Origin of the sequence: Erwinia sp., assembly GCF_049696395.1 — a bacterium.
Classification (GTDB): domain Bacteria; phylum Pseudomonadota; class Gammaproteobacteria; order Enterobacterales; family Enterobacteriaceae; genus Erwinia.
Map to the genome: position 1 here is coordinate 1 of NZ_JBAVTT010000127.1, position 25,569 is coordinate 25,569.

The following is a 25,569-nucleotide window of genomic DNA, read 5'->3' on the forward strand; positions in this document are numbered from 1 at the left end:
ATAAGCAAGTTGCGGTGAAGCCATTCAAACGAGTCTTTTGATTAGCTTACATAAATCATCAAAATCAATTAGTTAGATTGAATTGATTGAGCCAGAAAATACTAATGGTACACATTCAAGTACACAAAGTTTTTCTGGCTCTGCGATTTAGATAGTCGGCCGATTGGATTCGTAGACGCTCCCCGCGCAAAACATGCCCCTGCCGATCATATTCAGTTCGCCCAGCAACTTACCCTCAATGCTCTCCCCAGCACTTTTGACCAGAGCCCCGCCCATCATCCTTCCCAAACCAAACTCACCAAGCAGCTCGTAATAGAACGACTCCCCAGGATGGGTTTGAAGATATAAACTCCTATTTACAAACATTGCCATTTAGTAATGGTTTATGAAGATTATGTGGTCAGCTTAACTACTCATAGTACTAAAGTTTTCAAGTTGGATGTCGATGAACATTTACTTTGGATGAATATGTTTTTACAAGGATTAACGATTGAAGTGGATAGTAGTTTGTTTGATTTTTATGGCATCCAGTGCTCTGGCAGAGCGGGAATACGAGCCACCACTAGTAAGATGCCTCAATGACAATGTTTTCCCTGATATCCCATCAAGCACATCAGCAGTTACAATCGTGGACGAAGCATTCAAAAAATGCTCCAAAGAAGTAAATATCTGGATAAAAGAGCGGGAAGCATTATCCCCAAAGATACAGGCGAGTCAGTACGTAGAACTTCATGATTTCTATATCAGGATGATTGAGATACGAAGGGAAATTATCGCAAAACGAAACAAAGAAACCGCTCAATGAGGCGGTTTTTTTACGCCCAAATTTCAGGAGTTAACCCTTGCACGCAGGCATCACAGACCAGGCAGCTAAGCTTGTTCGTTGGCGATCTTCTCACTGTAGCTCGCCCTGATTGCTGCCTGTGTGGCATTAAGGTCTTTCAGGTACTCACGGGCAAACAGCTCTTGTTTATCGGTGAGCTTTGCCATATTTACTCCAATAAAAAAGGCCGCCTTGGCAGCCTTCGTTTGTTCAATTTATTTTATGACGTATGACAAGCAACGCTGCAGGTTCTGCAACCATTTGCCCTTGAATAGCCCAGCCTTTTAGCCTCCTGCACAGCCGGTGCGCAAGTTGCATAATTACCAAGTGACACCCTGTTTTGGGGTAATGGCAAAAAACGGCAGCTATCGGTATGGACTTCATGGTCGCCATTTGACTGTTGATTTTTATTCACGTAGTAAGAAGTCATTTCGTAATCCCTTAAGAAAAGCTGAACATTCAGCCAAGCTGATACTATCTTGCATACATCATCAGCTTAAGAATTATCTCACTGCTCTTTGATCTTAATCAATCATCTTCAAGCGTACTCGCAAATGCGCTCTGTTATCCCTCAGTCCCTGAGGTCAGCCAAGCCTTCGCTCTTACGCCATGACCTGACAGATGCGACAATTTTCTCGGGCGTGAGACCGTCATCATCATTGTAATAAATCAGATCAGAACCTTCCGGGTGCTCAGTCACCGCAATGAAGTTCTCCAGTAACTCATCCTGATACGTTTCATTGCCTTCTGCGTTGCAAATATCACTGACTAACTGTGTAAACTCTGCTTCAGTATACTCTTCAAATTTTGGCTTCAAGTTCATTACGCATTCTCCTGTATAGGATGATGTTAACTCACGTAATCACTTTAAACATTGCTCATTAGGGTACCACTGCCGTTGTCCGGTAATGCCTGGCGTGATAACTGACCGCCGTTGTGCTGCCGCAGCTAATGCAAATTTCACCATCTCTCGCCCTGATGCAGTCGTTGAATGCCCGCTGGTTCAAATTCATCCAGTGGCTAAAGGCTTCACATCTGCCTTGCGTTTGTTCCATGCTGCGCGCTAATCCCTCTCCTGGCAGTTTTGTTTGCGATCGGATAGCTGACTAGCGAGTTGGATTGTACTTTCGGGGGAACAGACAGTCTGAAGGCTATTGCGGGGTAAGAACTTAGGGGGGCAGTATTTGCATTTCTTTGGCTTAGGCGGTTTGGTGCTTTAGCCAAAGACAACTTCCTTCGCATGCAAATCAGAAGGGAGCAAATCTTCGCCATCTAGCGGCATTAAGCGCCTGCTAAAAATTCCTGCACGGACAATCTGTAAACCCTCTGTGGTCAGAAGCCCTGTCTCGCACTTTACAAACCAAGCCGGAGCTACTTCTCCAGTTACCGCGCTTTTACTCGGTCCGATGAATTTTATCAGCTCAACGACTTTTCCAATATTCTCGTTAACATTGGCTGAGGTAATCATTGCTAAACTACCGGCCTGCAGTTTACTCATCAAAATTCCCACATAGCTAAGGTTGGCTAAAATCCTAAAAATGGCGGGCTCATCATACATGCGATTTGCATAATGAGAACAGTTATCGTGGAAGTGATAATTATTTCCTATGATAAATCCCTGCTCCCTATGCTTCCATCGCTTGCTGGGGAGAGGTCCGTATTGGGTTTCAGGCAGCAGCCAGTGCTGAAAGCAGAAATTGAATCATGCGAAAGTTTTAGGGTGTAAGGATGGGGTGTGGGTCAGTTTGATTTCGGTTACATCACGGGACCTGGGTGATAAACAGAATAGATCGGCGCTGCTGCTGGCTCACCTGATGTCGGATTAAATGCATTCGGCCATATCTGCGGGACTGCCCTTCCAGCCAGCGTGCTCTTCGCCGCTGAACCTGACGTGACATGCGCCAGCGCGCAACTTCATTTCTACTCCGTCTCATCTTGCCCTCTACGCTTGAAAAACTCGCGCCGCATTATAGACCTTTCTTTTCGTCAGCCAGGTCCGATGACTTAAAAAAGGAAAAGGTTTCGCCCATTGTCATCAACACGTAAACTCCTTGTATTCAAGCGTGAACAGGACTTCCACTTACATGACGACATTTTATACAGTGTTCAGCTGGCTGCTGATCTTTGGCTACTGGCTACTGATCGCCGGGGTTACGCTGCGCATCCTGATGAAGCGCCGTGCTGTGCCATCTGCCATGGCCTGGCTGCTGATTATTTATATTCTGCCGCTTGTTGGGATCATCGCTTATCTGTCGTTTGGTGAACTGCATCTGGGAAAGCGCCGCGCCGAACGTGCCCGGACTATGTGGCCTTCCACGGCCAGGTGGCTGAATGATTTAAAGTCCTGCCACCATATCTTTGCCCATGAAAATAGCGATGTGGCGCGCTCACTGTTCCAGCTTTGTGAAAATCGTCAGGGTATTGGCGGGGTCAAAGGCAATCAGCTTCAGTTACTCACCTCAACCGATGAAACGCTCAAAGCCTTAGTCCGTGACATCCAACTGGCACGCCATAACATCGAAATGGTGTTCTATATCTGGCAGCCAGGCGGCCTGGCTGATGAAGTCGCGGAATCCCTGATGGCTGCAGCCCGCCGTGGCGTGCATTGCCGACTGATGCTGGATTCAGCTGGTAGCGTGCAGTTCTTCCGCAGCCCGTGGGCAGCGATGATGCGAAACGCCGGTGTGGATGTGGTCGAGTCACTAAAAGTCAGCCTGTGGCGTGTGTTTTTGCGCAGAATGGATTTGCGTCAGCACCGTAAAATCGTGCTGATTGATAATTACGTCGCTTACACTGGCAGTATGAATCTCGTTGATCCCCGCTACTTCAAGCAGGACGCAGGCGTTGGCCAGTGGATCGATTTGATGGCACGTATGGAGGGACCCGTCTCGACAACCATGGGGATCATCTACTCCTGCGACTGGGAAATTGAGACCGGTAAACGTATTTTACCTCCCGCACCGGATGGCAATGTCATGCCGTTCGAAGAAGAAAGTGGCCACACTATTCAGGTGATCGCTTCTGGGCCGGGTTTCCCGGAGGATTTGATCCATCAGGCTTTGCTGACCGCTGTCTATGCCGCCCGCGAGCAGCTGATCATGACTACGCCCTACTTTGTCCCCAGCGATGACCTGCTGCATGCCATCTGTACCGCAGCCCTGCGCGGCGTGGATGTCAGCATTATTGTGCCGCGTCATAACGATTCGTTACTGGTTGGCTGGGCAAGCCGCGCCTTTTTTGCCGAGCTGCTGGCTGCCGGGGTGAAGATTTATCAGTTTGAAGATGGTCTGCTGCATACCAAAAGCGTGCTGGTAGATGGTCAGCTCAGCCTTGTAGGTACCGTGAATCTGGATATGCGCAGTTTGTGGCTCAATTTTGAAATCACCCTGGTGATTGATGATGATGGTTTCGGCGGCGATCTGGCACGGGTGCAGGACGATTATATCGCCCGTTCTCGCCTGGTTGATGGCCAGCGTTGGTCAAGACGTGCCTACTGGCAGCGTATTGTTGAACGACTGTTTTACTTCTTTAGTCCGTTGCTGTAAAACGAGCGAAATTGCACAGCGCCCGTAGGGGCATTATGGGAAATGTTATGGATTTAAATAACCGCCTTACCGAAGATGAAACCCTTGAACAGGCCTACGATATTTTCCTGGAACTGGCGGGCGATAATCTTGATCCTGCCGATATCATTTTGTTCAACCTGCAGTTTGAGGAGCGCGGCGGCGCCGAACTCTTTGACCCGTCAGAAGACTGGGCTGAACATGTGGATTACGATCTGAACCCGGACTTCTTCTGCGAAGTGGTGATTGGTCTGGGCGATGCAGATGGCGAACCCATCAATGATGTCTTTGCCCGTGTGCTGCTGTGCCGCGAGAAAGATAACAAGCTCTGCCATATCCTGTGGCGTGAATAACGTTTTCAACGCGCTGAATCAGAAGGCCGGGCATGTCGCCCGGCCTTTTTCGTTTTGCTTACAGCGGGTCAACCTTCAGACAAGAGACCGCATGGTGGAAGCTCCCCTCAAGCAGCGGACGGGTTTTCGCGCATTCTGGTCCGGCGATCGGGCAGCGTGTTCTGAATACACAACCTGATGGCGGATTGATTGGCGAAGGCAATTCCCCTTCCAGCAGCTGGATGGTTTTGTTCTTTTCCAGATCCGGATCGGGAATAGGAACGGCTGACATCAAGGCTTTGGTATAAGGATGCTGTGGGTTCTGGTACACCTCTTTATAGGTACCCAGTTCCACCGCATGCCCCAGATACATCACCAGAACGCGGTCAGAAATATGTTTTACCACCGCCAGGTCATGCGCGATAAAGATCAGTGACAGGCCCATTTCACGCTGCAATTTCTGCAGAAGGTTAACCACCTGCGCCTGAATCGACACGTCCAGGGCAGAAACCGGCTCATCACAGATGATCAGTTTTGGCTCAAGGATCAACGCGCGGGCGATACCAATTCGCTGACACTGACCGCCGGAGAATTCATGGGGATAACGGTTGATCAGGTTCGGCAGCAGGCCAACCTTCATCATCATCGTTTTCACCCGGTCCTTCACTTCCTGACGCGGCATGTTTGGATGGTAAGTACGCAATGGCTCGGCGATGATATCGCCAATGTTCATACGCGGGTTGAGTGAAGCCAGCGGATCCTGGAATATCATCTGGATATCGCTGCGCGCCCGGCGCCACTCTTCCTCACTCTGCCCCAGCAGGTCACGACCAAGCCAGGCAACGCGTCCTTCGGTGGCCTTTACCAGACCGATAATGGCACGGGCCAGCGTAGACTTGCCACAACCTGATTCCCCTACCACGCCCAGCGTTTCACCTTCGTACAGGCGAAGGCTGACGCCATCAACGGCCTTCAGGGTTTTCGGCGGCTGCCAGAACCACTGTTTGCCATCTTTAATATCAAAATGAACTTTCAGGTCAGCAATTTCTAACAGCACTTTCTTCTCAGCTACCGCGCTCATACCAGCTCCTCCACGGGTTTAAAGCAGGCACGCAGGCGCCCTTCGCCAAACGGCTCCAGCGGCGGCGCAGTGGAGCAAATATCCATCGCATGCTGGCAACGTGGCTTGAACGGACAGCCTTTTGGTAAACGCAGCAGGTTGGGTGGATTACCGGCAATAGTGATTAAGGAGTCACCTTCTTCTGCATCCAGGCGTGGAACCGCATTCAGCAGCCCGATCGAATAAGGGTGCGTTGGCTGATAGAACACATCACGCGCGGTGCCATACTCCATCGTCCTGCCGGCATACATCACCAGCACGCGGTCACAGATCCCGGCCACCACACCCAAATCGTGGGTGATCATGATGATGGCGGTGTTAAATTCGCGCTTAAGATCGTTCAGCAGCGTCATGATCTGTGCCTGTACGGTCACGTCCAGCGCAGTAGTAGGCTCATCGGCAATCAGCAATTTAGGTCGGCACAGCAGCGCCATAGCAATCATCACGCGCTGACGCATACCGCCGGAGAATTCATGCGGGTACATCTTCATTCGCTTGCGCGCTTCCGGCATTTTCACCGCATCAAGCATACGCACGGACTCTTCAAAAGCCTGTGCGCTGTTCATGCCTTTATGCAGCTGCAAGACTTCCATCAGCTGTTGCCCTACTTTCATATAAGGGTTCAGCGAGGTCATCGGGTCCTGAAAGATCATCGCAATCTGTTCTGCACGCAATCTGTTCAGTTGGTTCTCAGGCAGGTTGAGGATCTCTTTGCCATTAAACAGTGCAGACCCGCCAATGCGGCCATTGGTCGCTAACAGGCCCATCAGGGCAAAAGCCGTCTGGGATTTTCCGGAACCAGACTCACCGACGATGCCAAGGGTTTCACCGGCACGCAGGTTGAAGTTCAAATCGTTTACCGCAGTCACGTCACCGTCTGGCGTACCAAAGGTGACGCGCAGATCTTTCACGTCCAGCAGAAGGTCGGTTCCCGCTTGTTTTGCCATTGCTGGCTGCATTTCAATTACGCTCATCGGGAAACTCCTTAACGATCTTTCGGGTCGAGGGCATCACGCAGGCCATCGCCGATAAAGTTGAAACAGAACAGCGTCACCACCAGGAAACCAGCCGGGAACATCAGCAGCCATGGCGAGACTTCCATCGAGTTCGCGCCGTCACTTAACAGGGCGCCCCAGCTGCTCAGCGGCTCCTGAGTCCCCAAGCCGAGGAAGCTCAGGAAGGATTCAAACAGGATCATGCTTGGCACCAGCAGTGAGGCGTAAACCACCACCACACCCAGCACGTTTGGCACGATATGGCGCAACACGATACTGAATGTAGAAACACCGCCAACGTGTGCCGCTTCTATAAACTCTTTCCGTTTCAAACTGAGCGTTTGGCCACGCACGATGCGCGCCATATCGAGCCAGGACACCAGGCCGATGGCAACGAAAATCAGCAGGATATTACGGCCAAAGAAGGTCACTAACAGGATGACGAAGAACATAAACGGGAAGGAGTTGAGGATCTCCAGCAGGCGCATCATCACTGAGTCGGTTTTGCCGCCCAGATAGCCAGCCAGCGAGCCATAAAGCGTTCCCACCAATACCGCAACCAGCGCTGAGGCAATGCCCACCATCAGCGAGATTCGTCCACCAATCGCCACTCGCACCAGCAAATCACGACCCGAAGAGTCAGTACCGAAGTAGTGTTTAGACACCATATCCGGTGCGGCAGACATCATGCCCCAGTCAGTGTCGTCATAGGTAAAGGACGACAGCATTGGCGCAAAAATAACGAACAGGCCAATGATCAGCAACACAATCAGGCTGGCAAGCGCGGCGCGGTTATGGATAAAACGTCTGCGCGCATCCTGCCAGAGGCTGCGGCCTTCTATTTCCAGCTTTTCGCTGAAGGCTTCGAGAGCTTCGCTCTTTTTCTTACTCAACATCATGGCGAGCTCCGCGATTAATAACGAATTTTCGGATCGATGACGGCATACAGCACATCAACAATCGCGTTAAAGAGAATGGTCAGTACGCCAACCAGAATGGTCAGGCTCAACACCAGCGAGTAGTCACGGTTTAAGGCACCGTTAACAAACAGCTGACCAATGCCTGGCAGACCATAAATGGTTTCAATGACCATCGAACCGGTGATGATCCCAACGAAGGCCGGGCCGAGGTAAGAAAGCACTGGCAGCATGGCGGGTTTCAGCGCATGGCGCAGCACGATACGGTGCATCGGCAGCCCTTTAGCTCGGGCAGTACGGATAAAGTTAGAGTGAAGGACTTCTATCATTGAACCGCGGGTAATACGCGCGATGCTGGCGATATAGGCCAGAGACAGAGCGACCATCGGCAGGATCATATATTTGACCTGCCCGCCATTCCAGCCGCCGCCAGGCAGCCATTTAAGGGCGATAGCGAAGATCAGAACCAGCAACGGCGCAACCACGAAGCTGGGTATCACCACGCCGGTCATTGCCACCCCCATCACCACAAAGTCCCACTTGGTGTTCTGCTTTAAGGCGGCGATAACGCCAGCAGCCACACCGAGGATCACCGCAAGAAGAAATGCAGCCAGTCCAAGCTTAGCGGAGACCGGGAAGGCATGGCCTACCAGATAGTTAACCGAATAGTCTTTATATTTGAACGAAGGACCAAAATCACCGTGGGCCAGCTGCACCAGATAGTTGGTGTACTGTTTCCAAATCGGATCGTTCAGATGGTATTTGGCTTCAATGTTGGCCATCACCTCAGGCGACAGCGTGCGTTCACCGGTAAAAGGACTGCCTGGTGCTAAACGCATCATAAAGAAGGAGATAGTAATCAGAATGAGTAACGTCGGAATCGCTTCCAGAAAACGACGAAAGATGAATTTTACCATTGCCCGTACCTGCTGGCTTGTGCCTCAGCACTGCTTAAAATATACACGCTGGGGGAAGGTCGCCCTTCCCCCAAATTGTTGCGATTAATGCTTAATGATATACAGATTTTTATCGTACACGTTGTCCAGCGCATCTTTACCGGTGTAACCCCCCACGTAGGTTTTCACCAGACGGGCGTTCACGTAGTAATAGACTGGCGCAATGGCGGAGTCTTTATCGAGGATCTGCTCAGCTTTGGCATACAGATCGCTACGGCTCTTCTCATCGCTGGCTTTCGCTGAATCGGCCATCACTTTATCGAAGGCAGCCGACTTGTAATGCGCCGTGTTTGAGCTGCTGTCTGAGATCATGGTGTTCAGGAAGGAACTTGGTTCGTTGTAATCCGCGCACCAGGCGGCACGGGAGACGTCAAAGTTGCCCTGATGACGGGTATCCAGGAAGGTTTTCCACTCCTGGTTGTTCAGCTTGATGTTCACACCCAGGTTTTTCTTCCAGATCGACGAGGCGGCAATCGCCAGTTTTTTATGCAGATCGGACGTGTTATACAGCAGCTCGAAGGTCAGTGGCTTGTCGGCTGTGTAACCCGCTTCCGCCAGCAGTTTTTTCGCTTCTGCATTACGTTTTTCCTGAGTCCAGCCGAACCACTCTGGTTTAGTCAGGTTTGCACCGTCAGTAGCTGGCGGCGTGTAGCTGTAAGCAGGTAGCTGCCCCTGAGCCAGAACCTTGTTCACCATGATGTCACGGTCCAGGCCCAGTTTCAGAGCTTCACGTACGCGTGGGTCGGTGAATGGCGCTTTCTGGTTGTTGATTTCGTAGTAATAAGTACAGAGATAAGGATCAACATGCAGCTCTTTCGGGTTGTCACGCTGCAGTTTTTTGAACAGCTCGATCGGCATATTGTTGTAAGTCATGTCGCTGCCATCGTTACTGAAGTAGCGGTTAACATCGCTGACTTCAGAAGAAATTGGCAGGAAAGTCACTTTATCCAGCTTGGTGTTGGCGTTATCCCAGTAGTCAGGGTTACGCACAACCACGATACGTTCGTTGATCACATGAGCCTGCAATTTGAACGCGCCGTTACCCACCCAGTTTTCTGGCTGAGTCCACTTCTCACCGAATTTCTCAACGGCTGGTTTGTAAACCGGAGACATAGACGGGTGGATCAGCAATTTGAAGAAGTAAGGCACAGATTCGCTCAGCGTAACCTGTAGGGTATTAGCATCAAGCGCTTTCACGCCCAGCGTGTCCGGGCTTTTCTTACCAGCGATAATGTCATCGATGTTTTCCAGATGACCGTACTGCAGGTAGCTGGCATAAGGTGAAGCCGTTTTTGGATCGGCCAGACGCTGCCAGCTGTAGACGAAGTCTTGTGCGGTGACCGGCTCGCCGTTTGACCATTTGGCGTTTTTACGCAGATGGAAAGTCCACACTTTACCGTCTTTGTTTTCCCAGCTCTCTGCCACGCCAGGGATTGGATGCCCCTGAGTATCACTGATGACCAATCCTTCAAGCAGGTCACGGCTGACGTTGGATTCAGGCACACCTTCAATTTTGTGGGGGTCAAGCGACTGCACTTCATCGCCGTTGCCTTTAACCAGCTCCTGTTTTGCCGCTAAATCGACGCCCGCAGGCACCGTGGCAGCCATAGCCAGATTGCCTGCCAGCGCAGTCATAATGCCAAGAGCAATCAGGCTTTTTTTTGTGATGTTGGTCATGAGTTACCTACTCCAGTTTTTATCATTGCTAATGTGGTCTGAAAAATCATCAGCTACCCCTGTTATCGGGTTGTTCACCCGCTCTCAATGCTTAACGATGTAAAAATACTTCAAATCAGTCAGATCCTGCGGATCCTTACCGGTAAATCCGCCCACCCAAGGTTTGACCAGGCGAGCGCTGACGCGGTAATAAACCGGCACGATGGCCGAATCCTGATCGAGTTGGTGCTCTGCCTGCTGATAAATCGCCGCCCGTTCGCTATCGGAAACGGTCAATGATTTAGCCATCAGCGCATCAAATTTGTCGCTTTTATAGAACGCCGTATTGCTGGAAGAGTTGCTCAGCATGGCATTGAGGAAAGTGGACGGCTCGTTGTAATCAGAACACCAGGTTGCTCGCGCAACATCGAAATTGCCCTGATGACGGGTATCGAGCATGGTTTTCCATTCCTGGTTATCCAACGCGACTTTTGCCCCTAAATTTTTGCTCCACATCGATGCGGCGGCAATCGCCTGCTTTTTATTCACATCAGACGTGTTGTAAAGCAGGGTGAAAGTCAGCGGTTTGTCACTGCTGTAACCGGCGTCTGCCAGCAGTTTTTTTGCCTGCTCGTTGCGCTGCTGCTGGGTCAGTTTCATCCAGTCTGGTTGGGTTAACTCCGCACCATCGATAAACGGCGGCGTGAATCCACCAGCAGGGATCTGACCTTGCCCCATAATTTTGTCGGCAATGATGTTGCGGTCCAGCGTCAACTTGACGGCTGTGCGCACGCGAGGGTCGTTAAACGGCGCGCGTTTGTTGTTCATTTCATAATAGAAGGTGCAAAGAAGCGGGCTGATGTGCACTTGCGTGCCCAGCGTCTTCTTTAACGTTGGGAACAAGTCCGGCGGTAATACACTGTTGGTTATATCGATTTCACCGCTGCGGTAGCGATTAACATCGCCAGAATCTGAGGCGATCGGCAGGAACGTGGCGGTTTCAATCACTGATTTGGCATTGTTCCAGTACAGCGGATTCCGTTTCACCACGATCTTCTCGTTAATGACCCAGTCGCTTAACGTATAGGCGCCGTTACCCACGTAATGACCAGGCTGTGTCCACTGTTCCCCCCACTGCTCAATCGCTTTGCGATAAACAGGTTTCAGTGAGGTATGGGCCGTCAGGGCAATAAAATAAGGAACAGGCTCGCTGAGGGTAACCTGAAGATGGTGATCATCCAGCGCTTTAATCCCCAGCTCAGTTGGCGTCTTTTTCCCTGCAAGGATCTGATCAATATTGTCGATGTGGGCATATTGCAGGTAGCTGGCGTAAGGTGAAGCCGTTTTCGGATCCACCAGTCGTTGCCAGCTGTAAACGAAGTCAGCCGCGGTAACAGGTTCACCATTGCTCCATTTAGCGTCGGCACGCAGCGTAAATGTCCAGACTTTGCCCTGCTCACTTTTCCAGCTTTCAGCCACACCCGGTACCACATGGCCATTGTTATCGGTGGTGGTCAGACCTTCAAGAAGGTTCAGGATGATGTTGCTTTCCGGCACACCCTCAACTTTCTGCGGGTCCAGCGAAGACACTTCCGTCCCATTGTTGATCACAATGGATTGTTTGGCGGCCAGGTTAATCCCTGCTGGCACCGGAGCCGCAACAGCGCTGCCGGTTAAAATCCCCAAACTTAAAAGAATGGCCTGACTCAGATGCTGACGGGAAGACGGGAAACATTTCATTAAGCGTTAATAACCTGTGTTCGTGGATCGCAGCCAAATCGGAAAAAGTGGTAGTCAATTGCACATCCGATGCCAGTTTTAACCAAAGCATTCGAAAACTATCAGAACGCTGGTTTTTACGCCAAAGCAAAATCACAAAAATGTTACCTAATTCTCTTTTATCACAACTAATTAATATGATGAAATGTTATTTAACAGATAAAATTAACCTATAACCACATGATAAATATAATATTAATAAGACAATTGACGATAAAACACCCACTTTGACTGGTGCCATAGTGCATAATTTAATCTCTTTTCTGCCGTTAGCGGCATTTTCAAACATTTATATCGAGAAAAAAGATTAATGCAGCATTAAAATCTAATAACTTACTTCCCACACCGCTTTGTACAGTGTTAAAAAAGTAACATTCGATTTATAAGCTATGCAGGATGAGGGAGTTGCGGGCGTTTGCAGTAATTACATTAATAAACGTGACGGCAAATTAAGTGAAATGAATAATTGCACAGTATTGGTGCTGAAAAACCCCCATTTGCACTTATTTGGTGCTTCAATTTGTTGCAATCAAAAAAAAAGCGCAGATTATGCGCCTTAGAGAGGTATTTTCAGTGAGGTATTATTTAGTTGACTAAACCAGGGAAGAGCGCACGAAGACCAGTGACCACAAACTCAATTCCCAATGCCATTAATAACAGCCCCATTATGCGGGTGATGACGTTAATACCGGTCTGACCCAACACTCTGACCATCAGCGGCGCCGCACGGAATAACAGCCAGCAGCAGAAAGCAAACAAAGCGATTGCAACGCTGAATCCCAACAGATTTTGCCAGCTGTGATAGCGAGAACTCCAGACAATGGTAGAACTGATGGCGCCGGGCCCTGCCATCAATGGCAGCGCCAGAGGAACCACGCCAATACTCTCCCGGATCGCAGACTCTGACTTTTCTTGTTTGTTCTGCTTATCCTCACCCAGTTTACCGCTAATCATCGACATCGCGATGGTGACCACGAGGATCCCTCCTGCAATACGGAATGAATCAATAGAGATACCAAAGATATGCAGAATGCCATCGCCCAGGAACAGTGAGGTCCAGAGGATAATCGCGACTGAAACGTTCGCCGTTAAATTAGTTTTATTACGGGCAGCGGCCACCTGGTAGCTGGTCATACTGATAAACACCGGGATAATCCCCACCGGATTCACCAGAGCAAACAGCCCAACAAAAAATTTGATATAGCCGGAAAGGTCTAATAATGCCGGGTTCACGCGATGCTCCTGAGAGGGCTAATTTACTGGCGGCTAATGTAAAGGAAAACCCCCTGCTTTGCCATGGAATCTCCTCGAATTTTCATCTGGATTAACGCCCACATTTGAGTGTTATTCACTGCTCCTGAGGCCTGACAAGGTCCTAAAGACTTGGGTAGCGAAACTTAACAACACTTCTTAACCCCCCTGCTGTTCAAATGCCGTAATTATTGGGGCTGAAAGGTGTCAGCTTGGGGTAAAGATGATCTACATCAAAATTGGCTTACCCCTAAGTGAGTAAGCTTTGAGTCACCAAACGGAGTGGTGAGTAGATGCCCTGGTCGTCTCAAGGAAAATCAGGCGCAGACTCTTTCAGTAAACCTGTAGAACTTTTTAGTGAGAATTCAAGTTTAGTCACAGCGATATCACAACACATTAACTACGCCTGACTATACTTTCTGATTCTGACTTGTTTACTAATAGAGTTTAACTTCCATCAGGAGATGCATTATGGCCGTTACTAATGTTGCTGAACTTAACGCACTGGTTGAACGTGTAAAAAAAGCACAGCGCGAATACGCCAACTTCACTCAAGAGCAGGTCGACAAAATTTTCCGTGCCGCGGCGCTGGCTGCAGCAGATGCACGAATTCCACTGGCTAAATTGGCCGTTGCGGAATCTGGTATGGGGATAGTCGAAGACAAAGTCATCAAAAACCACTTCGCCTCCGAATACATTTATAACGCTTACAAAGACGAAAAAACCTGCGGTATCCTCGGGACTGATGAAACCTTCGGAACCATTACTATCGCTGAACCTATTGGCTTGATCTGCGGTATCGTTCCAACAACTAACCCGACCTCTACCGCTATCTTTAAAGCGTTAATCAGCCTTAAAACACGTAACGGCATTATCTTCTCCCCACACCCAAGAGCAAAAGACGCGACCAATAAAGCCGCCGATATCGTGCTGCAAGCTGCCATCGCGGCAGGTGCACCGAAAGATATCATCGGCTGGATCGATGCACCTTCTGTTGAGCTTTCCAACCAACTGATGCATCACCCTGAAATTAACCTGATCCTTGCCACTGGCGGTCCAGGCATGGTGAAAGCGGCCTACAGTTCTGGTAAACCAGCGATTGGTGTTGGCGCGGGTAACACGCCAGTCGTTATCGATGAAACGGCTGATATCAAACGCGCCGTAGCCTCTATTCTGATGTCCAAAACCTTCGATAACGGCGTAATCTGTGCTTCTGAACAGTCTGTTATCGTCGTTGACTCCGCCTATGATGCCGTTCGCGAACGTTTCGCCAGTCACGGTGGCTACATGCTGCAAGGCAGCGATTTGAAAGCGGTACAGGACATCATCCTGAAAAACGGGGGGCTGAATGCGGCCATCGTGGGTCAGTCAGCGGTTAAAATTGCTGAAATGGCCGGCATCAACGTTCCGCCAAACACCAAAATTCTGATTGGCGAAGTGAAACTGGTTGATGAATCTGAGCCGTTCGCTCATGAGAAGCTCTCCCCGACGCTGGCCATGTACCGGGCAAAAGATTTCAATGATGCGGTGAACAAAGCCGAAAAACTGGTCGCCATGGGCGGTATCGGTCACACCTCTTGTCTGTACACCGACCAGGACAACGAGCGTGAGCGCGTTAACTACTTCGGCGACAAAATGAAGACCGCACGTATCCTGATCAACACCCCAGCTTCACAGGGTGGTATCGGTGACCTGTACAACTTTAAACTGGCGCCTTCTTTGACGCTGGGCTGTGGTTCATGGGGCGGAAACTCCATTTCTGAAAACGTCGGACCTAAACATCTGATCAACAAGAAAACCGTGGCTAAGCGAGCAGAGAATATGTTGTGGCATAAACTTCCTAAGTCTATCTACTTCCGCCGCGGCTCACTGCCTATCGCCCTTGAAGAAGTGGCGACTGATGGTGCTAAACGCGCCTTTATCGTGACTGACCGCTATCTTTTCAACAACGGTTACGCCGACCAGGTGATTTCAGTACTGAAATCTCATGGCATTGAAACAGAAGTGTTCTTTGAAGTTGAAGCCGACCCAACGCTGAGCATTGTGCGTAAAGGTGCAGAGCAGATGAACTCGTTCAAACCCGACGTGATTATCGCCCTGGGCGGCGGTTCACCGATGGATGCCGCGAAAATCATGTGGGTGATGTACGAACATCCAGAAACACACTTCGAAGAGCTGGCGCTGCGCTTTATGGATATCCGTAAACGCATCTACAAATTCCCGAAAATGGGGGTGAAAGCAAAAATGATTGCCATCACCACCACTTCCGGTACCGGTTCAGAAGTGACGCCATTCGCGGTAGTGACTGATGATGCAACAGGTCAGAAATATCCCCTGGCTGACTATGCTCTGACCCCAGATATGGCCATCGTTGATGCCAACCTGGTGATGAACATGCCTAAATCACTCTGTGCTTTCGGCGGCCTGGATGCGGTCACTCACGCAATCGAAGCTTATGTCTCCGTGCTGGCGAATGAGTACTCAGACGGTCAGGCACTGCAAGCGCTGAAACTTTTGCAGGAAAACTTACCGGCCAGTTACCACGAAGGTGCCAAAAACCCGGTTGCTCGTGAGCGTGTGCACAATGCAGCTACCATCGCGGGTATCGCGTTCGCCAACGCCTTCCTTGGGGTTTGTCACTCAATGGCCCACAAACTGGGTTCAGAGTTCCATATCCCGCACGGTCTGGCTAATGCCCTGCTGATTTGTAACGTTATCCGCTATAACGCCAACGATAATCCAACTAAACAGACAGCCTTCAGCCAGTATGACCGTCCACAGGCTCGCCGTCGTTATGCCGAAATTGCTGACCACCTGCGCTTAAGCGCACCTGGTGACCGCACCGCTCAGAAGATTGAGAAACTGCTGGTCTGGCTGGAAGAGATGAAAGCCCAGTTGGGTATTCCGAATTCTATCCGCGAAGCTGGTGTGCAGGAGTCCGATTTCCTGGCTCATGTGGATAAACTGGCCGAAGATGCTTTCGATGACCAGTGTACAGGTGCTAACCCGCGCTATCCGCTGATTGCCGAGCTGAAACAAATCATGCTCGATACTTTCTACGGAGTGGAGTACAAGGAAGTGTTTGCCAATATAGCGGAAGCTGTTGAAGCCCAGCCAGGCGCGGCAAAGAAAGTTGAAAAGAAAGTGAAAAAATAAAAGTTGCTTAAAAAAAACCCGCCGGTTGGCGGGTTTTTTATTGGCTGAATCCTTAAGGAAAATTTATCAACCAATGATATAGCACGCAGGCTTGTTTTTTTAAAAGAAACCCGTAAGACGATCTTTATTTCATCCCCTGTTTGCCATGCACAGCTTGTAAACATCCTTGCTCTATCGCTGCTCTGTAATGCTTACGGCAGACCGAGACGTAACGTTCATTGCCACCAATGACAACCTGCTCACCTTCTTTAAAGGGGGCACCATTTTGATCTAACCTTAATACCATTCCGGCTTTTCTTCCGCAGTGACAAACGGTTTTTAATTCGACCAGCTTATCTGACCAGGCTAATAAGTACTGGCTACCGGTAAATAATTCACCGCGAAAATCTGTACGTAATCCGTAACAAAGTACAGGTATATCCAGATTATCCACCACATCTGATAATGCCTTTACCTGCTCTCTTGTCAGGAACTGACTTTCATCCACTAACACACAGTGTATCGGTTCCAGCTGGTGTTGAGTGCTAATCTCATCAAAAAGTGACGTGTCGTTATTATACAATTTTGCTGGTGAAGACAGGCCTATTCTTGAGCTGACCTTACCAGTACCGAAACGGTTATCAATCTCAGCGGTGTAAACGACAGTGCGCATCCCCCGCTCCTGATAGTTATAAGAGGATTGCAACAAGGCGGTGGATTTGCCGGCATTCATCGCAGAATAGTAAAAATACAGCTGAGCCATCAGCTCTCGCTCCCAACAGAAAGTGCCAAAGAATGCTCGGAATTGTACCACAGGGCACCGCAGCGGAAAGGGGTTAAATCTTCGGCGGGTGTGACGTTCCAGGCTAAGGAAAGCGCCGTCTGAGCAGACAATGTTATTGAATTATCCCCTTTTTTTTCTGAGCTGAGTATTTTCGTCTTTGTCACTTTCAGGCATTCATCGATTGTAAAAAATAAAAATGGCTCTGCTAATAACGGCGGCATTTCCTTACAGATATTGCTGTTAACCTGTAAGCTTGTTAAAGGTTTACCGTCATGATTTATTATACAACGTGCAAACGCAGCCTGGGCTCTGTACTACAACCGATAGCGATTACAAAGCAGGCATTATTTTTGATTAACACGTTTTTTGGGGATTTAATACCAGCTGAACTATTACCGAATGTTCCTTATTCCAAAATCCTTACAAAATTAACTATTGCAGTTCGTATTTGCGCACTCTATTATTATCGGGAAGAACAATTCTCCCACCTTTATAATTTTTGAGATTCATATAATGAGCGAAGCACTTAAAATTTTGAACAACATTCGTACCCTGCGTGCTCAAGCCAGAGAATGTACCCTGGAAACGCTGGAAGAGATGCTGGAAAAACTGGAAGTTGTTGTTAATGAGCGCCGCGAAGAAGAGAGCCACGTTCAGGCTGAAAACCAGGAACGTACCCGCAAACTGCAGCAATACCGCGAAATGCTGATTGCCGACGGCATCGACCCTAACGAATTGCTGTCTACTCTTGGCGCGGCTAAAGCACCAGGTAAAGCAAAACGCGCTGCCCGCCCGGCGAAATACAAATATACTGACGAAAATGGCGAAGCGAAAACATGGACGGGTCAGGGCCGCACTCCAGCCGTGATCAAAAAAGCCATCGAAGAACAAGGTAAGCAGCTGGACGATTTCCTGCTGTAGTAGTGACGTCAAGTGCTTCAAAGAAACCCATCCTTGTGATGGGTTTTTTATTTCGCTTTTCTCAGGGCAATAAAAAAGGAGCCGGAGCCCCCTTTTTTATCCGTTACTGCTTGCTCAGACTTTATAGAAAGAACGATACCAGCTGACGAAGTTAGCAATCCCGTCTTCAACACCCGTTTGCGGTTTAAACCCAATGGCATCGAACAGTGCACGGGTATCAGCGCTGGTTTCCAACACGTCACCAGGCTGCATTGGCAGCATATTCTTTTTAGCGGTAATGCCCAGAGCCTTCTCCAGCGCCTCAATATAAGCCATCAACGTAACAGGGCTGCTGTTACCAATATTGTAGACACGATAAGGCGCTGAGCTGCTTGCAGGGCTTCCCTGCTCAACAGTCCAGGTTGGGTCCGCCTGCGGGATCACATCCTGCAGGCGGACAATAGCTTCCGCGATGTCATCAATATAAGTGAAGTCGCGGCGCATCTGGCCATTGTTGTACACATCAATTTCATCCCCGGCAACCATCGCACGGGTGAACTTGAATAACGCCATGTCCGGCCTTCCCCAGGGACCATAAACGGTAAAGAACCGCAGGCCAGTGGTTGGAATACCGTACAGGTGAGAATAGGTATGTGACATCAATTCGTTGGCCTTCTTGGTAGCCGCATAAAGCGACACAGGATGGTCAACGGAGTCATCGGTAGAGAATGGCATCTTATTGTTCAGTCCATAAACGGAACTGGATGAGGCATACAATAAGTGACCAATGTGATTATGGCGGCACCCTTCAAGAATATTCAGGTGACCAATCAGATTAGCATCAGCGTAAGCTAAGGGATTATCGAGTGAATAACGCACACCAGCCTGAGCCGCCAGATGAATGACTCGTTCAAAAGCCTGCTCGCGAAACAGTTGGGCAATCCCTTCTCTGTCTGCCAGATCCAGCTTGATAAACGTGAAGTGTTCAAAGGGTTTAAGTAGGTTTAGGCGGGCAAGTTTCAGGTTAACGTCATAATAGTCATTCAGGTTGTCGATACCGACAACCTGGTGACCGGCGCTCAGCAGGCGCTCCGCTACGTGGAAGCCAATAAATCCTGCTGCGCCGGTTACCAGATATTTCATACTGCCCTCGTTAGTTATGCAATTTCAATAGAAGCGCCGCGGCCGATTGCATAATAAACAAAACCGCGCTTGTTGATTCTTTCTGGATCATACAGGTTACGACCATCAAAAATCACGGGTTCTTTTAGAGCATTTTTAATGACATCAAAATCCGGTGCACGGAAGTTCTGCCATTCGGTACAGATGACCAGGCCATCAGCACCCTGCAGAGCCGCTTCTTTGGTGCCCATCAGCTTCAAATCGCTGCGGTGGCCATAGATGCGCTGTGCTTCGTCCATCGCTTCCGGATCGAAAGCCTGAACAGAAGCCCCTGCCTGCCAGAGTGCTTCCATCAGCACGCGGCTTGACGCTTCACGCATGTCATCGGTGTTCGGCTTGAAAGAAAGCCCCCACAGCGCAAAGGTTTTGCCCTGCAGATTGTCACCGAAATGACGTTTGATGAAGGTTGGCAGCTTGTTCTTCTGCGAATCGTTGACGTCTTCTACCGCCTGCAACAGACGTGGCTGGTAGCCAATCTGTTCTGCCGTGCGGATCAGAGCCTGAACGTCTTTCGGGAAGCAAGATCCACCGTAGCCGCAGCCAGGGTAGATAAATGAATAACCGATACGGGGGTCAGAACCAATGCCCTGACGCACTTTCTCGATATCTGCACCCAAACGCTCAGCAAGGTTTGACATCTCATTCATAAAGCTGATTTTGGTGGCCAGCATGCAGTTTGCTGCATACTTGGTCAGTTCAGCACTACGGATATCCATTAAGATCATGCGGTCATGATTGCGGTTGAAAGGCTCGTACAGCTCACGCAGCAGCTCAACAACTTCGTCATTGTCCGTTCCTACTACAATACGCTCAGGACGCATACAGTCGCTGACTGCCGCACCTTCCTTCAGGAATTCAGGGTTAGACACCACATCAAACGTAATCTCAGCACCACGTGCTTTCAGCGCCTCTTCCATTACCGCACGAACACGGTCTGCCGTTCCTACTGGAACCGTAGACTTGTCGATCACAACTTTGTGATCCTGCATGTGTTCAGCGATGGTACGTGCTACAGCGGTAACATATTTCAGATCCGCAGAGCCGTCTTCATCCGGAGGTGTTCCTACGGCGATGAACTGCATCGTACCGTGGTTCACACCTTCTTCCGCGTTGGTGGAGAACTTGAGGCGACCGCTCTCATAGTTCTGCATAACCAAAGGCGTCAGGCCCGGTTCAAAAATAGGAATGATCCCTTTCTTCAGATTCTCGACTTTATTCGCGTCGACATCGATACAAAGAACGTCATGTCCGACTTCGGCCAAAACCGCAGCCTGAACCAGACCAACATAGCCGATACCAAATACGGTGACTTTCATTGAATTGTCCCGGTTAGAAATTAAATTTACTTACTATTGCCAACAGTGCTTTCAAGCCACTCTTTGAAGTCGCTGCCCAACGATTCGTGACGAACGCCGTATTCAACGAAAGCCTGCATGTAGCCCAGTTTGTTACCACAGTCATGGCTTACGCCTTTCAGGTGATACGCTTCTACCGTGGCTTTTTCCATCAGCATAGCGATGGAGTCAGTCAGCTGGATTTCATCACCAGCACCTGGAGGCGTTTTCGCCAGCAGTGGCCAGATATCCGCAGACAGCACATAACGTCCTACTACAGCCAGGTTTGAAGGGGCTTTATCGGCTTTAGGCTTCTCAACCACTCCAACCATTGGCGCGCTCTGGCCTGCTGACAATTCAGCACCCTGGCAGTCAACCACACCGTAAGCTGTTACATCAGCAACTGGCTCAACCATGATCTGGCTGCGGCCAGTTTCATCGAAACGACGCATCATATCGGCCAGGTTCTCGGTAGCCAGGTTTGATTCGTATTCATCGATGATAACGTCTGGCAGGATAACGGCGAAAGGCTCGTCACCTACGACCGGGTAAGCACACATTACTGCGTGGCCCAGACCTTTTGCCAGACCCTGACGGACCTGCATGATGGTAACGTGTGGAGGACAGATAGACTGGATTTCTTCCAGCAGCTGACGCTTAACACGTTTTTCCAACATGGATTCCAGTTCGAAACTGGTATCGAAGTGGTTTTCGATGGCGTTTTTAGAGGAGTGCGTAACCAGCACAATCTCAGTGATTCCAGCTGCGATACATTCGTTAACGACATACTGAATTAACGGCTTATCAACCAGTGGCAACATTTCTTTAGGAATGGCTTTGGTTGCAGGCAACATACGCGTTCCCAAACCAGCTACAGGGATAACCGCTTTTTTTACTTTGGACTTATAGGCAGACATCTAAGTACCTCTCTTTATAGGCCGTTCAAGTTATTACTTGATATGTCGAGTTAAAAACGAGTTGAGTATACCAGTGGAACCCTGACGGATTTATCCTGGATGAACCCTTTCAGCAAAAATTAAGACTATTACCCAAGTGTAAAGCTTATCGTTGGCCCTGTCTGCCAGCCGCAAACAGTCCATGTGGCGAGTGCTTAATCCGTGGACAACATCAGGCGCAGCCTGCCTCCAGCGCCCCAAACCTGACACTGCCAGGCTTCACAACGCTGGCTAATTTGGTTGAGGTGGGTGCTGCCCAATGTACCAAGAGGCACACCGTTGCTGAGCTGAATTTGATGGGTGTTGACGTTAAGAGTGGCGTTTAAACCGGCAGAAACGAGGATCAAATTCTTCAGTCCCTGATGGTAATACCCTACCAGCAGCGGAAACTGTCCTTTGAGATTGGCCTGACGTAACAGCAAATTGACCTGTTTCAATAAGCCGTTTAATTCTGGCAGGCGTGGTGACTGGCCTGATAATTGATCCTGCAACAGGCCATTAAACAGCGCGCGCAGCAGTAAAGCAGCCAGCACGCCATTATCTCCCGCTCGGGTAACATCCAGACAATAGAAGGCCAGATCTTTTTCCGAAAGCGCAGCGATATCCAATACCAGCCCTGGTTGTTCGGCCGTGGTGAGTTGGCGATAGTTGATGCGGCAGTTGGCGATTACCTGTTGCACTGGAGGTTGGAGTTGCTTTAAGAGCTTAGAGGCGGCGGTAGGATCCCGCACCAGCGCATCCCAGTCCTGAAATAACTGCTCGTCTTCTTCCACTTTGGAGGTGAACATCGAGGGATACAGGCATTCAAAGATGGCTTCACGAAGCCGTCCGAGGTCTTTCAGCGGTTTTAACAACACATCCTGCACCCCGTGACGCAGCACCTGGGCAATATCAGCCATATTTTCCGTCGCGGAAATCACCAAAATCGGCAGTGCGTTGCCTTTGCTGCGGATATGTTCAACCAGCTTCAACCCATTCATTTTTGGCATGGCCAGATCGCAAATCATCAGGTCATGTTCAGATTGATCAAGCTCTTTCAGAGCCTGCAGTCCATCGTCTGCCAGCGTTATCTCAGCACCAAGGGCCGCAAGATAGTTGTCCAGAAGAGAGCGGAAAACGACTTCGTCTTCAACAATCAGAATCTTTTTTCCGCTTAATGGCTTGTCCATTATCCCCCCCTGTACACCGGATTAGTCAATAGTGGCTCATAAACCACGTTCTCGCCTCTAAGAATTGCCCGAAGAATCATATTTCACTCATCCGACAGCGCAACCTGACGAACCAGTGGCAGTAATTCATCCATCTTTTTCTCTACGGCCAGCTTCCCGGCTTCGATGGCTTCTTCTGCACGATGGAAATCCAGCGTAGAAATCTGTGGGCAGAAAGGCTGGATCAACACGTCAGGCGGATCGCCCGCCATACGGTTTCTTTTCAACCGGTTCTCAAGCACCTGAATAGAAGTGGACATGATCTCCATCGCGCCAGGTGTTTGATTGACCTTGCGGTGAGCCACTCTGGACAGACTTTGACGAAGGCGCCCTCCCCAACTGGTTGCTGCAGCCTCGGCCTCCTCTTCGGATTGCGGCGTCACTGACAACAGGTCCTGTTGCATCAGATGAGCATCGTGTTGCAGGTCAACGGCAATAACAATGTCTGCGCCAAGCGCTCTGGTCAGGGAAACAGGCACGGGATTAACCACCGCGCCATCCACCAGCCAATAGCCGTTATAAGCTACCGGGGCTAATAAACCAGGCATGCTACAGGAAGCCCGCACGGCCATATGCAAATCGCCTTCCGTCAGCCAAAGCTCGCGCCCGGTGCTGAGGTTGGTTGCCACCGCGCCAAAAGGCAGTGCGCACTCTTCAATATTTTCATGATTGACCAGACGGCGCACGTGATTGAACACCCGCTCACCGCGCAGCAGGCCACCCCGCCGCCAGGAAAAATCCATCAGGCGGATCACATCCCAATAGCTGAAGGAACGAACCCAGGTTTCAAGGATGGGAAGACGCTTACTGGCATATGCTGCGCCCACCAGTGCCCCAACGGAGCACCCGGCGACAACATCAACTTTAATTCCAGCCCGCTCCAGCGCATTGATCACACCGATATGCGCCCATCCTTTGGCGGCACCAGAACCCAGTGCCAGTCCAATTTTTACCTGTCTCATTCTGCCCCTGACGATTGCTTAACTAACAAATGGCATCATGGTGACTGCTCGGTTACCATGACGCCCAAAATCTTTCGACTTTTACCTACACTGGAGTCAACGTGTCAGAACATTGCCCGTGCGGAAGCGGATTGCAGTATAGCGTATGTTGCCAGCCCTTTCTTAAGGGAGACGACATTCCTGCCATACCAGAAGCCTTGATGCGCTCACGCTACACAGCTTATGTGCTGAAAGATGCCGACTATCTGATGGCAACCTGGCATCCTTCCTGCGATCCACAGCGATTTCAGGCCAGCTTAATTCAGAGCTTTGCAGCCACCAGTTGGTTGAGTCTACAGATTATTGCGGCAGAAGAACCTGGGGAAAAATCCGAAGGGTTTGTGACATTCTTTGCTCGTTTCTCTGAAAATCAGCGCGAAAGCTTTATTCATGAGCGTTCCCGCTTTATTCAGGTGGAACAACGCTGGTATTATATTGACGGTACTTACCCTGAAACAGGGCGAAATGACCGCTGCCCTTGCGGCTCCGGCAAAAAATTCAAGAAATGCTGCGGCCAGTAAGGTCGCTGATCTTATAGAGAATTGCTTCGACAGGATTACCACTGCAATGCAAGCGCAAACACTGCAACGAAAAGTATTACGGACCATCTGCCCAGACGCAAAAGGTCTGATCGCCAAGATCACCAATATTTGTTACAAGCATGAGCTGAATATCGTGCAGAACAATGAGTTTGTCGACCATCGCACCGGCCGCTTTTTCATGCGGACCGAGCTGGAAGGCATTTTCAACGACACCACGCTGTTAGCGGATCTGGACAGTGCTCTGCCGACGGGTTCCATTCGCGAGTTAAATTCAGCTGGCCGTCGTCGTATTGTGATTCTGGTGACCAAAGAAGCCCATTGCCTGGGTGATTTGCTGATGAAGAGCACTTACGGCGGGCTGGATGTTGAGATCGCTGCGGTCATTGGTAACCACGAAACCTTACGCACGCTGGTTGAGCGTTTTGATATTCCGTTTATCCTGGTCAGCCATGAAGGCCTGTCACGTGAAGATCACGATAACAATATGGCGGCAGAGATCGATCGCTATCAGCCTGATTATGTGGTTTTGGCTAAGTACATGCGTGTACTGACACCGGGCTTCGTCCAGCGTTATCCAAATCAGATCATCAATATTCACCACTCGTTCTTGCCAGCCTTTATTGGCGCGCGTCCTTACCATCAGGCGTATGAGCGCGGTGTGAAGATTATTGGTGCGACCGCGCACTACGTGAATGATAATCTTGATGAAGGTCCGATCATCATGCAGGACGTTATTCACGTTGATCATACCTACACCGCTGAAGATATGATGCGTGCAGGCCGTGACGTTGAGAAAAACGCCTTGAGCCGTGCACTTTATCAGGTACTGGCGCAGCGTGTGTTTGTTTACGGCAACCGCACTATTATTTTGTAAGCCAGAAGGCTGCTGTTTTGTCTGACAAAGCAGCAGCCCGAATAAAAAAGCGGCAAACAGATAACAATCATTATCACCGGGCTTTACAGCCTCATATCATTTGATATGATGCGCCCCGCTTACAGGCACAGCAATAAGGTCAGTGGCTGAAGCGAAGTAATGAGAGAATCAAGCAAAACCCTGTGGTGGGGTTCCCGAGTGGCCAAAGGGATCAGACTGTAAATCTGCCGTCATCGACTTCGAAGGTTCGAATCCTTCCCC

25 protein-coding genes and 1 pseudogene are annotated in these 25,569 nt (G+C 49.8%); 7 read left to right on the top strand and 19 right to left on the bottom strand.

Annotation, left to right across the window (positions count from 1 at the left end):
- Positions 1 to 490: 490 nt before the first annotated feature.
- Positions 491 to 805, top strand: coding sequence for a hypothetical protein (locus WCC56_RS15860; protein WP_424693306.1), 315 nt, complete (start codon positions 491 to 493; stop codon positions 803 to 805).
- A gap of 71 nt (positions 806 to 876) precedes the next feature.
- Here WCC56_RS15860 and WCC56_RS15865 read toward each other — a convergent pair.
- The 5 genes and pseudogenes from WCC56_RS15865 to WCC56_RS15885 all read right to left on the bottom strand — a co-directional run.
- Positions 877 to 990 (bottom strand): annotated as a pseudogene (locus tag WCC56_RS15865) (terminase small subunit); the annotation flags it as partial.
- A 404-nt stretch (positions 991 to 1,394) separates the two neighbouring features.
- Positions 1,395 to 1,646, bottom strand: a complete 252-nt coding sequence (locus tag WCC56_RS15870; protein WP_424693307.1) for a bacteriocin immunity protein — start codon at positions 1,644 to 1,646, stop codon at positions 1,395 to 1,397.
- Positions 1,647 to 1,704: 58 nt separating this feature from the next.
- Positions 1,705 to 1,878, bottom strand: a complete 174-nt coding sequence (locus WCC56_RS15875) for a recombination protein NinG (RefSeq protein WP_424693308.1) — start codon at positions 1,876 to 1,878, stop codon at positions 1,705 to 1,707.
- 161 nt (positions 1,879 to 2,039) lie between these two features.
- Positions 2,040 to 2,321, bottom strand: coding sequence for a hypothetical protein (locus WCC56_RS15880; RefSeq protein WP_424693309.1), 282 nt, complete (start codon positions 2,319 to 2,321; stop codon positions 2,040 to 2,042).
- A 262-nt stretch (positions 2,322 to 2,583) separates the two neighbouring features.
- Positions 2,584 to 2,757, bottom strand: coding sequence for a YciY family protein (locus tag WCC56_RS15885; protein ID WP_424693310.1), 174 nt, complete (start codon positions 2,755 to 2,757; stop codon positions 2,584 to 2,586).
- A gap of 150 nt (positions 2,758 to 2,907) precedes the next feature.
- On the opposite strand from WCC56_RS15885, the gene cls reads away from it, so the two are divergent.
- Entirely contained in the window at positions 2,908 to 4,368 is a 1,461-nt protein-coding gene (cls, locus tag WCC56_RS15890) for a cardiolipin synthase (RefSeq protein WP_424693311.1), read from the top strand.
- A gap of 47 nt (positions 4,369 to 4,415) precedes the next feature.
- Complete coding sequence (locus WCC56_RS15895; RefSeq protein ID WP_424693312.1) at positions 4,416 to 4,739, top strand: HI1450 family dsDNA-mimic protein; 324 nt, start codon at positions 4,416 to 4,418, stop codon at positions 4,737 to 4,739.
- Positions 4,740 to 4,797: 58 nt separating this feature from the next.
- Here WCC56_RS15895 and oppF read toward each other — a convergent pair whose 3' ends face one another.
- The 7 genes from oppF to WCC56_RS15930 all read right to left on the bottom strand — a co-directional run bounded on the left by oppF (position 4,798) and on the right by WCC56_RS15930 (position 13,374).
- Positions 4,798 to 5,799, bottom strand: coding sequence for a murein tripeptide/oligopeptide ABC transporter ATP binding protein OppF (gene oppF / locus WCC56_RS15900; RefSeq protein ID WP_424693313.1), 1,002 nt, complete (start codon positions 5,797 to 5,799; stop codon positions 4,798 to 4,800).
- The gene (locus WCC56_RS15905) at positions 5,796 to 6,812 is read right to left on the bottom strand and encodes an ABC transporter ATP-binding protein (RefSeq protein ID WP_424693314.1); all 1,017 of its coding nucleotides are present in this window, start codon (positions 6,810 to 6,812) and stop codon (positions 5,796 to 5,798) included. The genes oppF and WCC56_RS15905 overlap by 4 nt, the downstream gene beginning before the upstream one ends.
- A gap of 11 nt (positions 6,813 to 6,823) precedes the next feature.
- Complete coding sequence (oppC, locus tag WCC56_RS15910; RefSeq protein ID WP_424693315.1) at positions 6,824 to 7,732, bottom strand: oligopeptide ABC transporter permease OppC; 909 nt, start codon at positions 7,730 to 7,732, stop codon at positions 6,824 to 6,826.
- A 14-nt stretch (positions 7,733 to 7,746) separates the two neighbouring features.
- On the bottom strand, positions 7,747 to 8,667 hold the full coding sequence (gene oppB, locus WCC56_RS15915; RefSeq protein ID WP_424693316.1) for an oligopeptide ABC transporter permease OppB: 921 nt from the start codon (positions 8,665 to 8,667) through the stop codon (positions 7,747 to 7,749).
- An 84-nt stretch (positions 8,668 to 8,751) separates the two neighbouring features.
- Positions 8,752 to 10,383 (bottom strand): oligopeptide ABC transporter substrate-binding protein OppA, encoded by a 1,632-nt coding sequence (oppA, locus tag WCC56_RS15920; RefSeq protein ID WP_424693317.1) that lies wholly within the window; start codon positions 10,381 to 10,383, stop codon positions 8,752 to 8,754.
- An 84-nt stretch (positions 10,384 to 10,467) separates the two neighbouring features.
- Positions 10,468 to 12,102: an ABC transporter substrate-binding protein gene (locus tag WCC56_RS15925; protein ID WP_424693318.1), complete on the bottom strand. Its 1,635-nt coding sequence runs from the start codon at positions 12,100 to 12,102 to the stop codon at positions 10,468 to 10,470.
- A 624-nt stretch (positions 12,103 to 12,726) separates the two neighbouring features.
- Positions 12,727 to 13,374, bottom strand: a complete 648-nt coding sequence (locus WCC56_RS15930) for a YchE family NAAT transporter (protein WP_424693319.1) — start codon at positions 13,372 to 13,374, stop codon at positions 12,727 to 12,729.
- Between the two features lie 489 nt (positions 13,375 to 13,863).
- On the opposite strand from WCC56_RS15930, the gene adhE reads away from it, so the two are divergent.
- Complete coding sequence (gene adhE, locus WCC56_RS15935; RefSeq protein WP_424693320.1) at positions 13,864 to 16,548, top strand: bifunctional acetaldehyde-CoA/alcohol dehydrogenase; 2,685 nt, start codon at positions 13,864 to 13,866, stop codon at positions 16,546 to 16,548.
- A 124-nt stretch (positions 16,549 to 16,672) separates the two neighbouring features.
- Here adhE and tdk read toward each other — a convergent pair whose 3' ends face one another.
- Together tdk and WCC56_RS15945 are read right to left on the bottom strand one after the other, a co-directional pair.
- Positions 16,673 to 17,290, bottom strand: a complete 618-nt coding sequence (gene tdk, locus WCC56_RS15940; protein WP_424693321.1) for a thymidine kinase — start codon at positions 17,288 to 17,290, stop codon at positions 16,673 to 16,675.
- On the bottom strand, positions 17,290 to 17,532 hold the full coding sequence (locus WCC56_RS15945; protein WP_424693322.1) for a hypothetical protein: 243 nt from the start codon (positions 17,530 to 17,532) through the stop codon (positions 17,290 to 17,292). Before WCC56_RS15945 ends, tdk begins: the two co-directional genes overlap by 1 nt.
- Before the next feature lie 292 nt (positions 17,533 to 17,824).
- On the opposite strand from WCC56_RS15945, the gene hns reads away from it, so the two are divergent.
- The gene (hns, locus tag WCC56_RS15950) at positions 17,825 to 18,232 is read left to right on the top strand and encodes a histone-like nucleoid-structuring protein H-NS (RefSeq protein WP_424693323.1); all 408 of its coding nucleotides are present in this window, start codon (positions 17,825 to 17,827) and stop codon (positions 18,230 to 18,232) included.
- A gap of 114 nt (positions 18,233 to 18,346) precedes the next feature.
- On the opposite strand, the gene WCC56_RS15955 is transcribed toward hns, so the two are convergent.
- The 5 genes from WCC56_RS15955 to rssA all read right to left on the bottom strand — a co-directional run bounded on the left by WCC56_RS15955 (position 18,347) and on the right by rssA (position 23,853).
- Positions 18,347 to 19,354, bottom strand: a complete 1,008-nt coding sequence (locus WCC56_RS15955; protein WP_424693324.1) for an NAD-dependent epimerase — start codon at positions 19,352 to 19,354, stop codon at positions 18,347 to 18,349.
- Positions 19,355 to 19,368: 14 nt separating this feature from the next.
- Positions 19,369 to 20,709, bottom strand: a complete 1,341-nt coding sequence (locus tag WCC56_RS15960; protein ID WP_424693325.1) for a UDP-glucose dehydrogenase family protein — start codon at positions 20,707 to 20,709, stop codon at positions 19,369 to 19,371.
- Between the two features lie 26 nt (positions 20,710 to 20,735).
- Complete coding sequence (galU, locus tag WCC56_RS15965; protein ID WP_424693326.1) at positions 20,736 to 21,644, bottom strand: UTP--glucose-1-phosphate uridylyltransferase GalU; 909 nt, start codon at positions 21,642 to 21,644, stop codon at positions 20,736 to 20,738.
- Positions 21,645 to 21,838: 194 nt separating this feature from the next.
- Positions 21,839 to 22,852: a two-component system response regulator RssB gene (rssB, locus tag WCC56_RS15970; RefSeq protein ID WP_424693327.1), complete on the bottom strand. Its 1,014-nt coding sequence runs from the start codon at positions 22,850 to 22,852 to the stop codon at positions 21,839 to 21,841.
- Positions 22,853 to 22,935: 83 nt separating this feature from the next.
- Entirely contained in the window at positions 22,936 to 23,853 is a 918-nt protein-coding gene (gene rssA, locus WCC56_RS15975) for a patatin-like phospholipase RssA (protein ID WP_424693328.1), read from the bottom strand.
- A gap of 101 nt (positions 23,854 to 23,954) precedes the next feature.
- On the opposite strand from rssA, the gene WCC56_RS15980 reads away from it, so the two are divergent.
- Together WCC56_RS15980 and purU are read left to right on the top strand one after the other, a co-directional pair.
- On the top strand, positions 23,955 to 24,413 hold the full coding sequence (locus tag WCC56_RS15980) for a YchJ family protein (RefSeq protein ID WP_424693329.1): 459 nt from the start codon (positions 23,955 to 23,957) through the stop codon (positions 24,411 to 24,413).
- 46 nt (positions 24,414 to 24,459) lie between these two features.
- Positions 24,460 to 25,308: a formyltetrahydrofolate deformylase gene (gene purU, locus WCC56_RS15985; RefSeq protein ID WP_013202428.1), complete on the top strand. Its 849-nt coding sequence runs from the start codon at positions 24,460 to 24,462 to the stop codon at positions 25,306 to 25,308.
- Positions 25,309 to 25,569 lie beyond the last annotated feature (261 nt).

Excerpts from the sequence above, each read along its gene's own strand:
- WCC56_RS15870 (WP_424693307.1), bottom strand. The coding sequence starts at position 1,646 with ATGAACTTGAAGCCAAAATTTGAAGAGTATACTGAAGCAGAGTTTACA.
- WCC56_RS15875 (WP_424693308.1), bottom strand. The coding sequence starts at position 1,878 with ATGGAACAAACGCAAGGCAGATGTGAAGCCTTTAGCCACTGGATGAAT.
- WCC56_RS15880 (WP_424693309.1), bottom strand. The coding sequence starts at position 2,321 with ATGAGTAAACTGCAGGCCGGTAGTTTAGCAATGATTACCTCAGCCAAT.
- WCC56_RS15885 (WP_424693310.1), bottom strand. The coding sequence starts at position 2,757 with ATGAGACGGAGTAGAAATGAAGTTGCGCGCTGGCGCATGTCACGTCAG.
- cls (WP_424693311.1), top strand. The coding sequence starts at position 2,908 with ATGACGACATTTTATACAGTGTTCAGCTGGCTGCTGATCTTTGGCTAC.
- WCC56_RS15895 (WP_424693312.1), top strand. The coding sequence starts at position 4,416 with ATGGATTTAAATAACCGCCTTACCGAAGATGAAACCCTTGAACAGGCC.
- oppF (WP_424693313.1), bottom strand. The coding sequence starts at position 5,799 with ATGAGCGCGGTAGCTGAGAAGAAAGTGCTGTTAGAAATTGCTGACCTG.
- WCC56_RS15905 (WP_424693314.1), bottom strand. The coding sequence starts at position 6,812 with ATGAGCGTAATTGAAATGCAGCCAGCAATGGCAAAACAAGCGGGAACC.
- oppC (WP_424693315.1), bottom strand. The coding sequence starts at position 7,732 with ATGATGTTGAGTAAGAAAAAGAGCGAAGCTCTCGAAGCCTTCAGCGAA.
- oppB (WP_424693316.1), bottom strand. The coding sequence starts at position 8,667 with ATGGTAAAATTCATCTTTCGTCGTTTTCTGGAAGCGATTCCGACGTTA.
- oppA (WP_424693317.1), bottom strand. The coding sequence starts at position 10,383 with ATGACCAACATCACAAAAAAAAGCCTGATTGCTCTTGGCATTATGACT.
- WCC56_RS15925 (WP_424693318.1), bottom strand. The coding sequence starts at position 12,102 with ATGAAATGTTTCCCGTCTTCCCGTCAGCATCTGAGTCAGGCCATTCTT.
- adhE (WP_424693320.1), top strand. The coding sequence starts at position 13,864 with ATGGCCGTTACTAATGTTGCTGAACTTAACGCACTGGTTGAACGTGTA.
- tdk (WP_424693321.1), bottom strand. The coding sequence starts at position 17,290 with ATGGCTCAGCTGTATTTTTACTATTCTGCGATGAATGCCGGCAAATCC.
- WCC56_RS15945 (WP_424693322.1), bottom strand. The coding sequence starts at position 17,532 with ATGCCGCCGTTATTAGCAGAGCCATTTTTATTTTTTACAATCGATGAA.
- hns (WP_424693323.1), top strand. The coding sequence starts at position 17,825 with ATGAGCGAAGCACTTAAAATTTTGAACAACATTCGTACCCTGCGTGCT.
- WCC56_RS15955 (WP_424693324.1), bottom strand. The coding sequence starts at position 19,354 with ATGAAATATCTGGTAACCGGCGCAGCAGGATTTATTGGCTTCCACGTA.
- WCC56_RS15960 (WP_424693325.1), bottom strand. The coding sequence starts at position 20,709 with ATGAAAGTCACCGTATTTGGTATCGGCTATGTTGGTCTGGTTCAGGCT.
- galU (WP_424693326.1), bottom strand. The coding sequence starts at position 21,644 with ATGTCTGCCTATAAGTCCAAAGTAAAAAAAGCGGTTATCCCTGTAGCT.
- rssB (WP_424693327.1), bottom strand. The coding sequence starts at position 22,852 with ATGGACAAGCCATTAAGCGGAAAAAAGATTCTGATTGTTGAAGACGAA.
- rssA (WP_424693328.1), bottom strand. The coding sequence starts at position 23,853 with ATGAGACAGGTAAAAATTGGACTGGCACTGGGTTCTGGTGCCGCCAAA.
- purU (WP_013202428.1), top strand. The coding sequence starts at position 24,460 with ATGCAAGCGCAAACACTGCAACGAAAAGTATTACGGACCATCTGCCCA.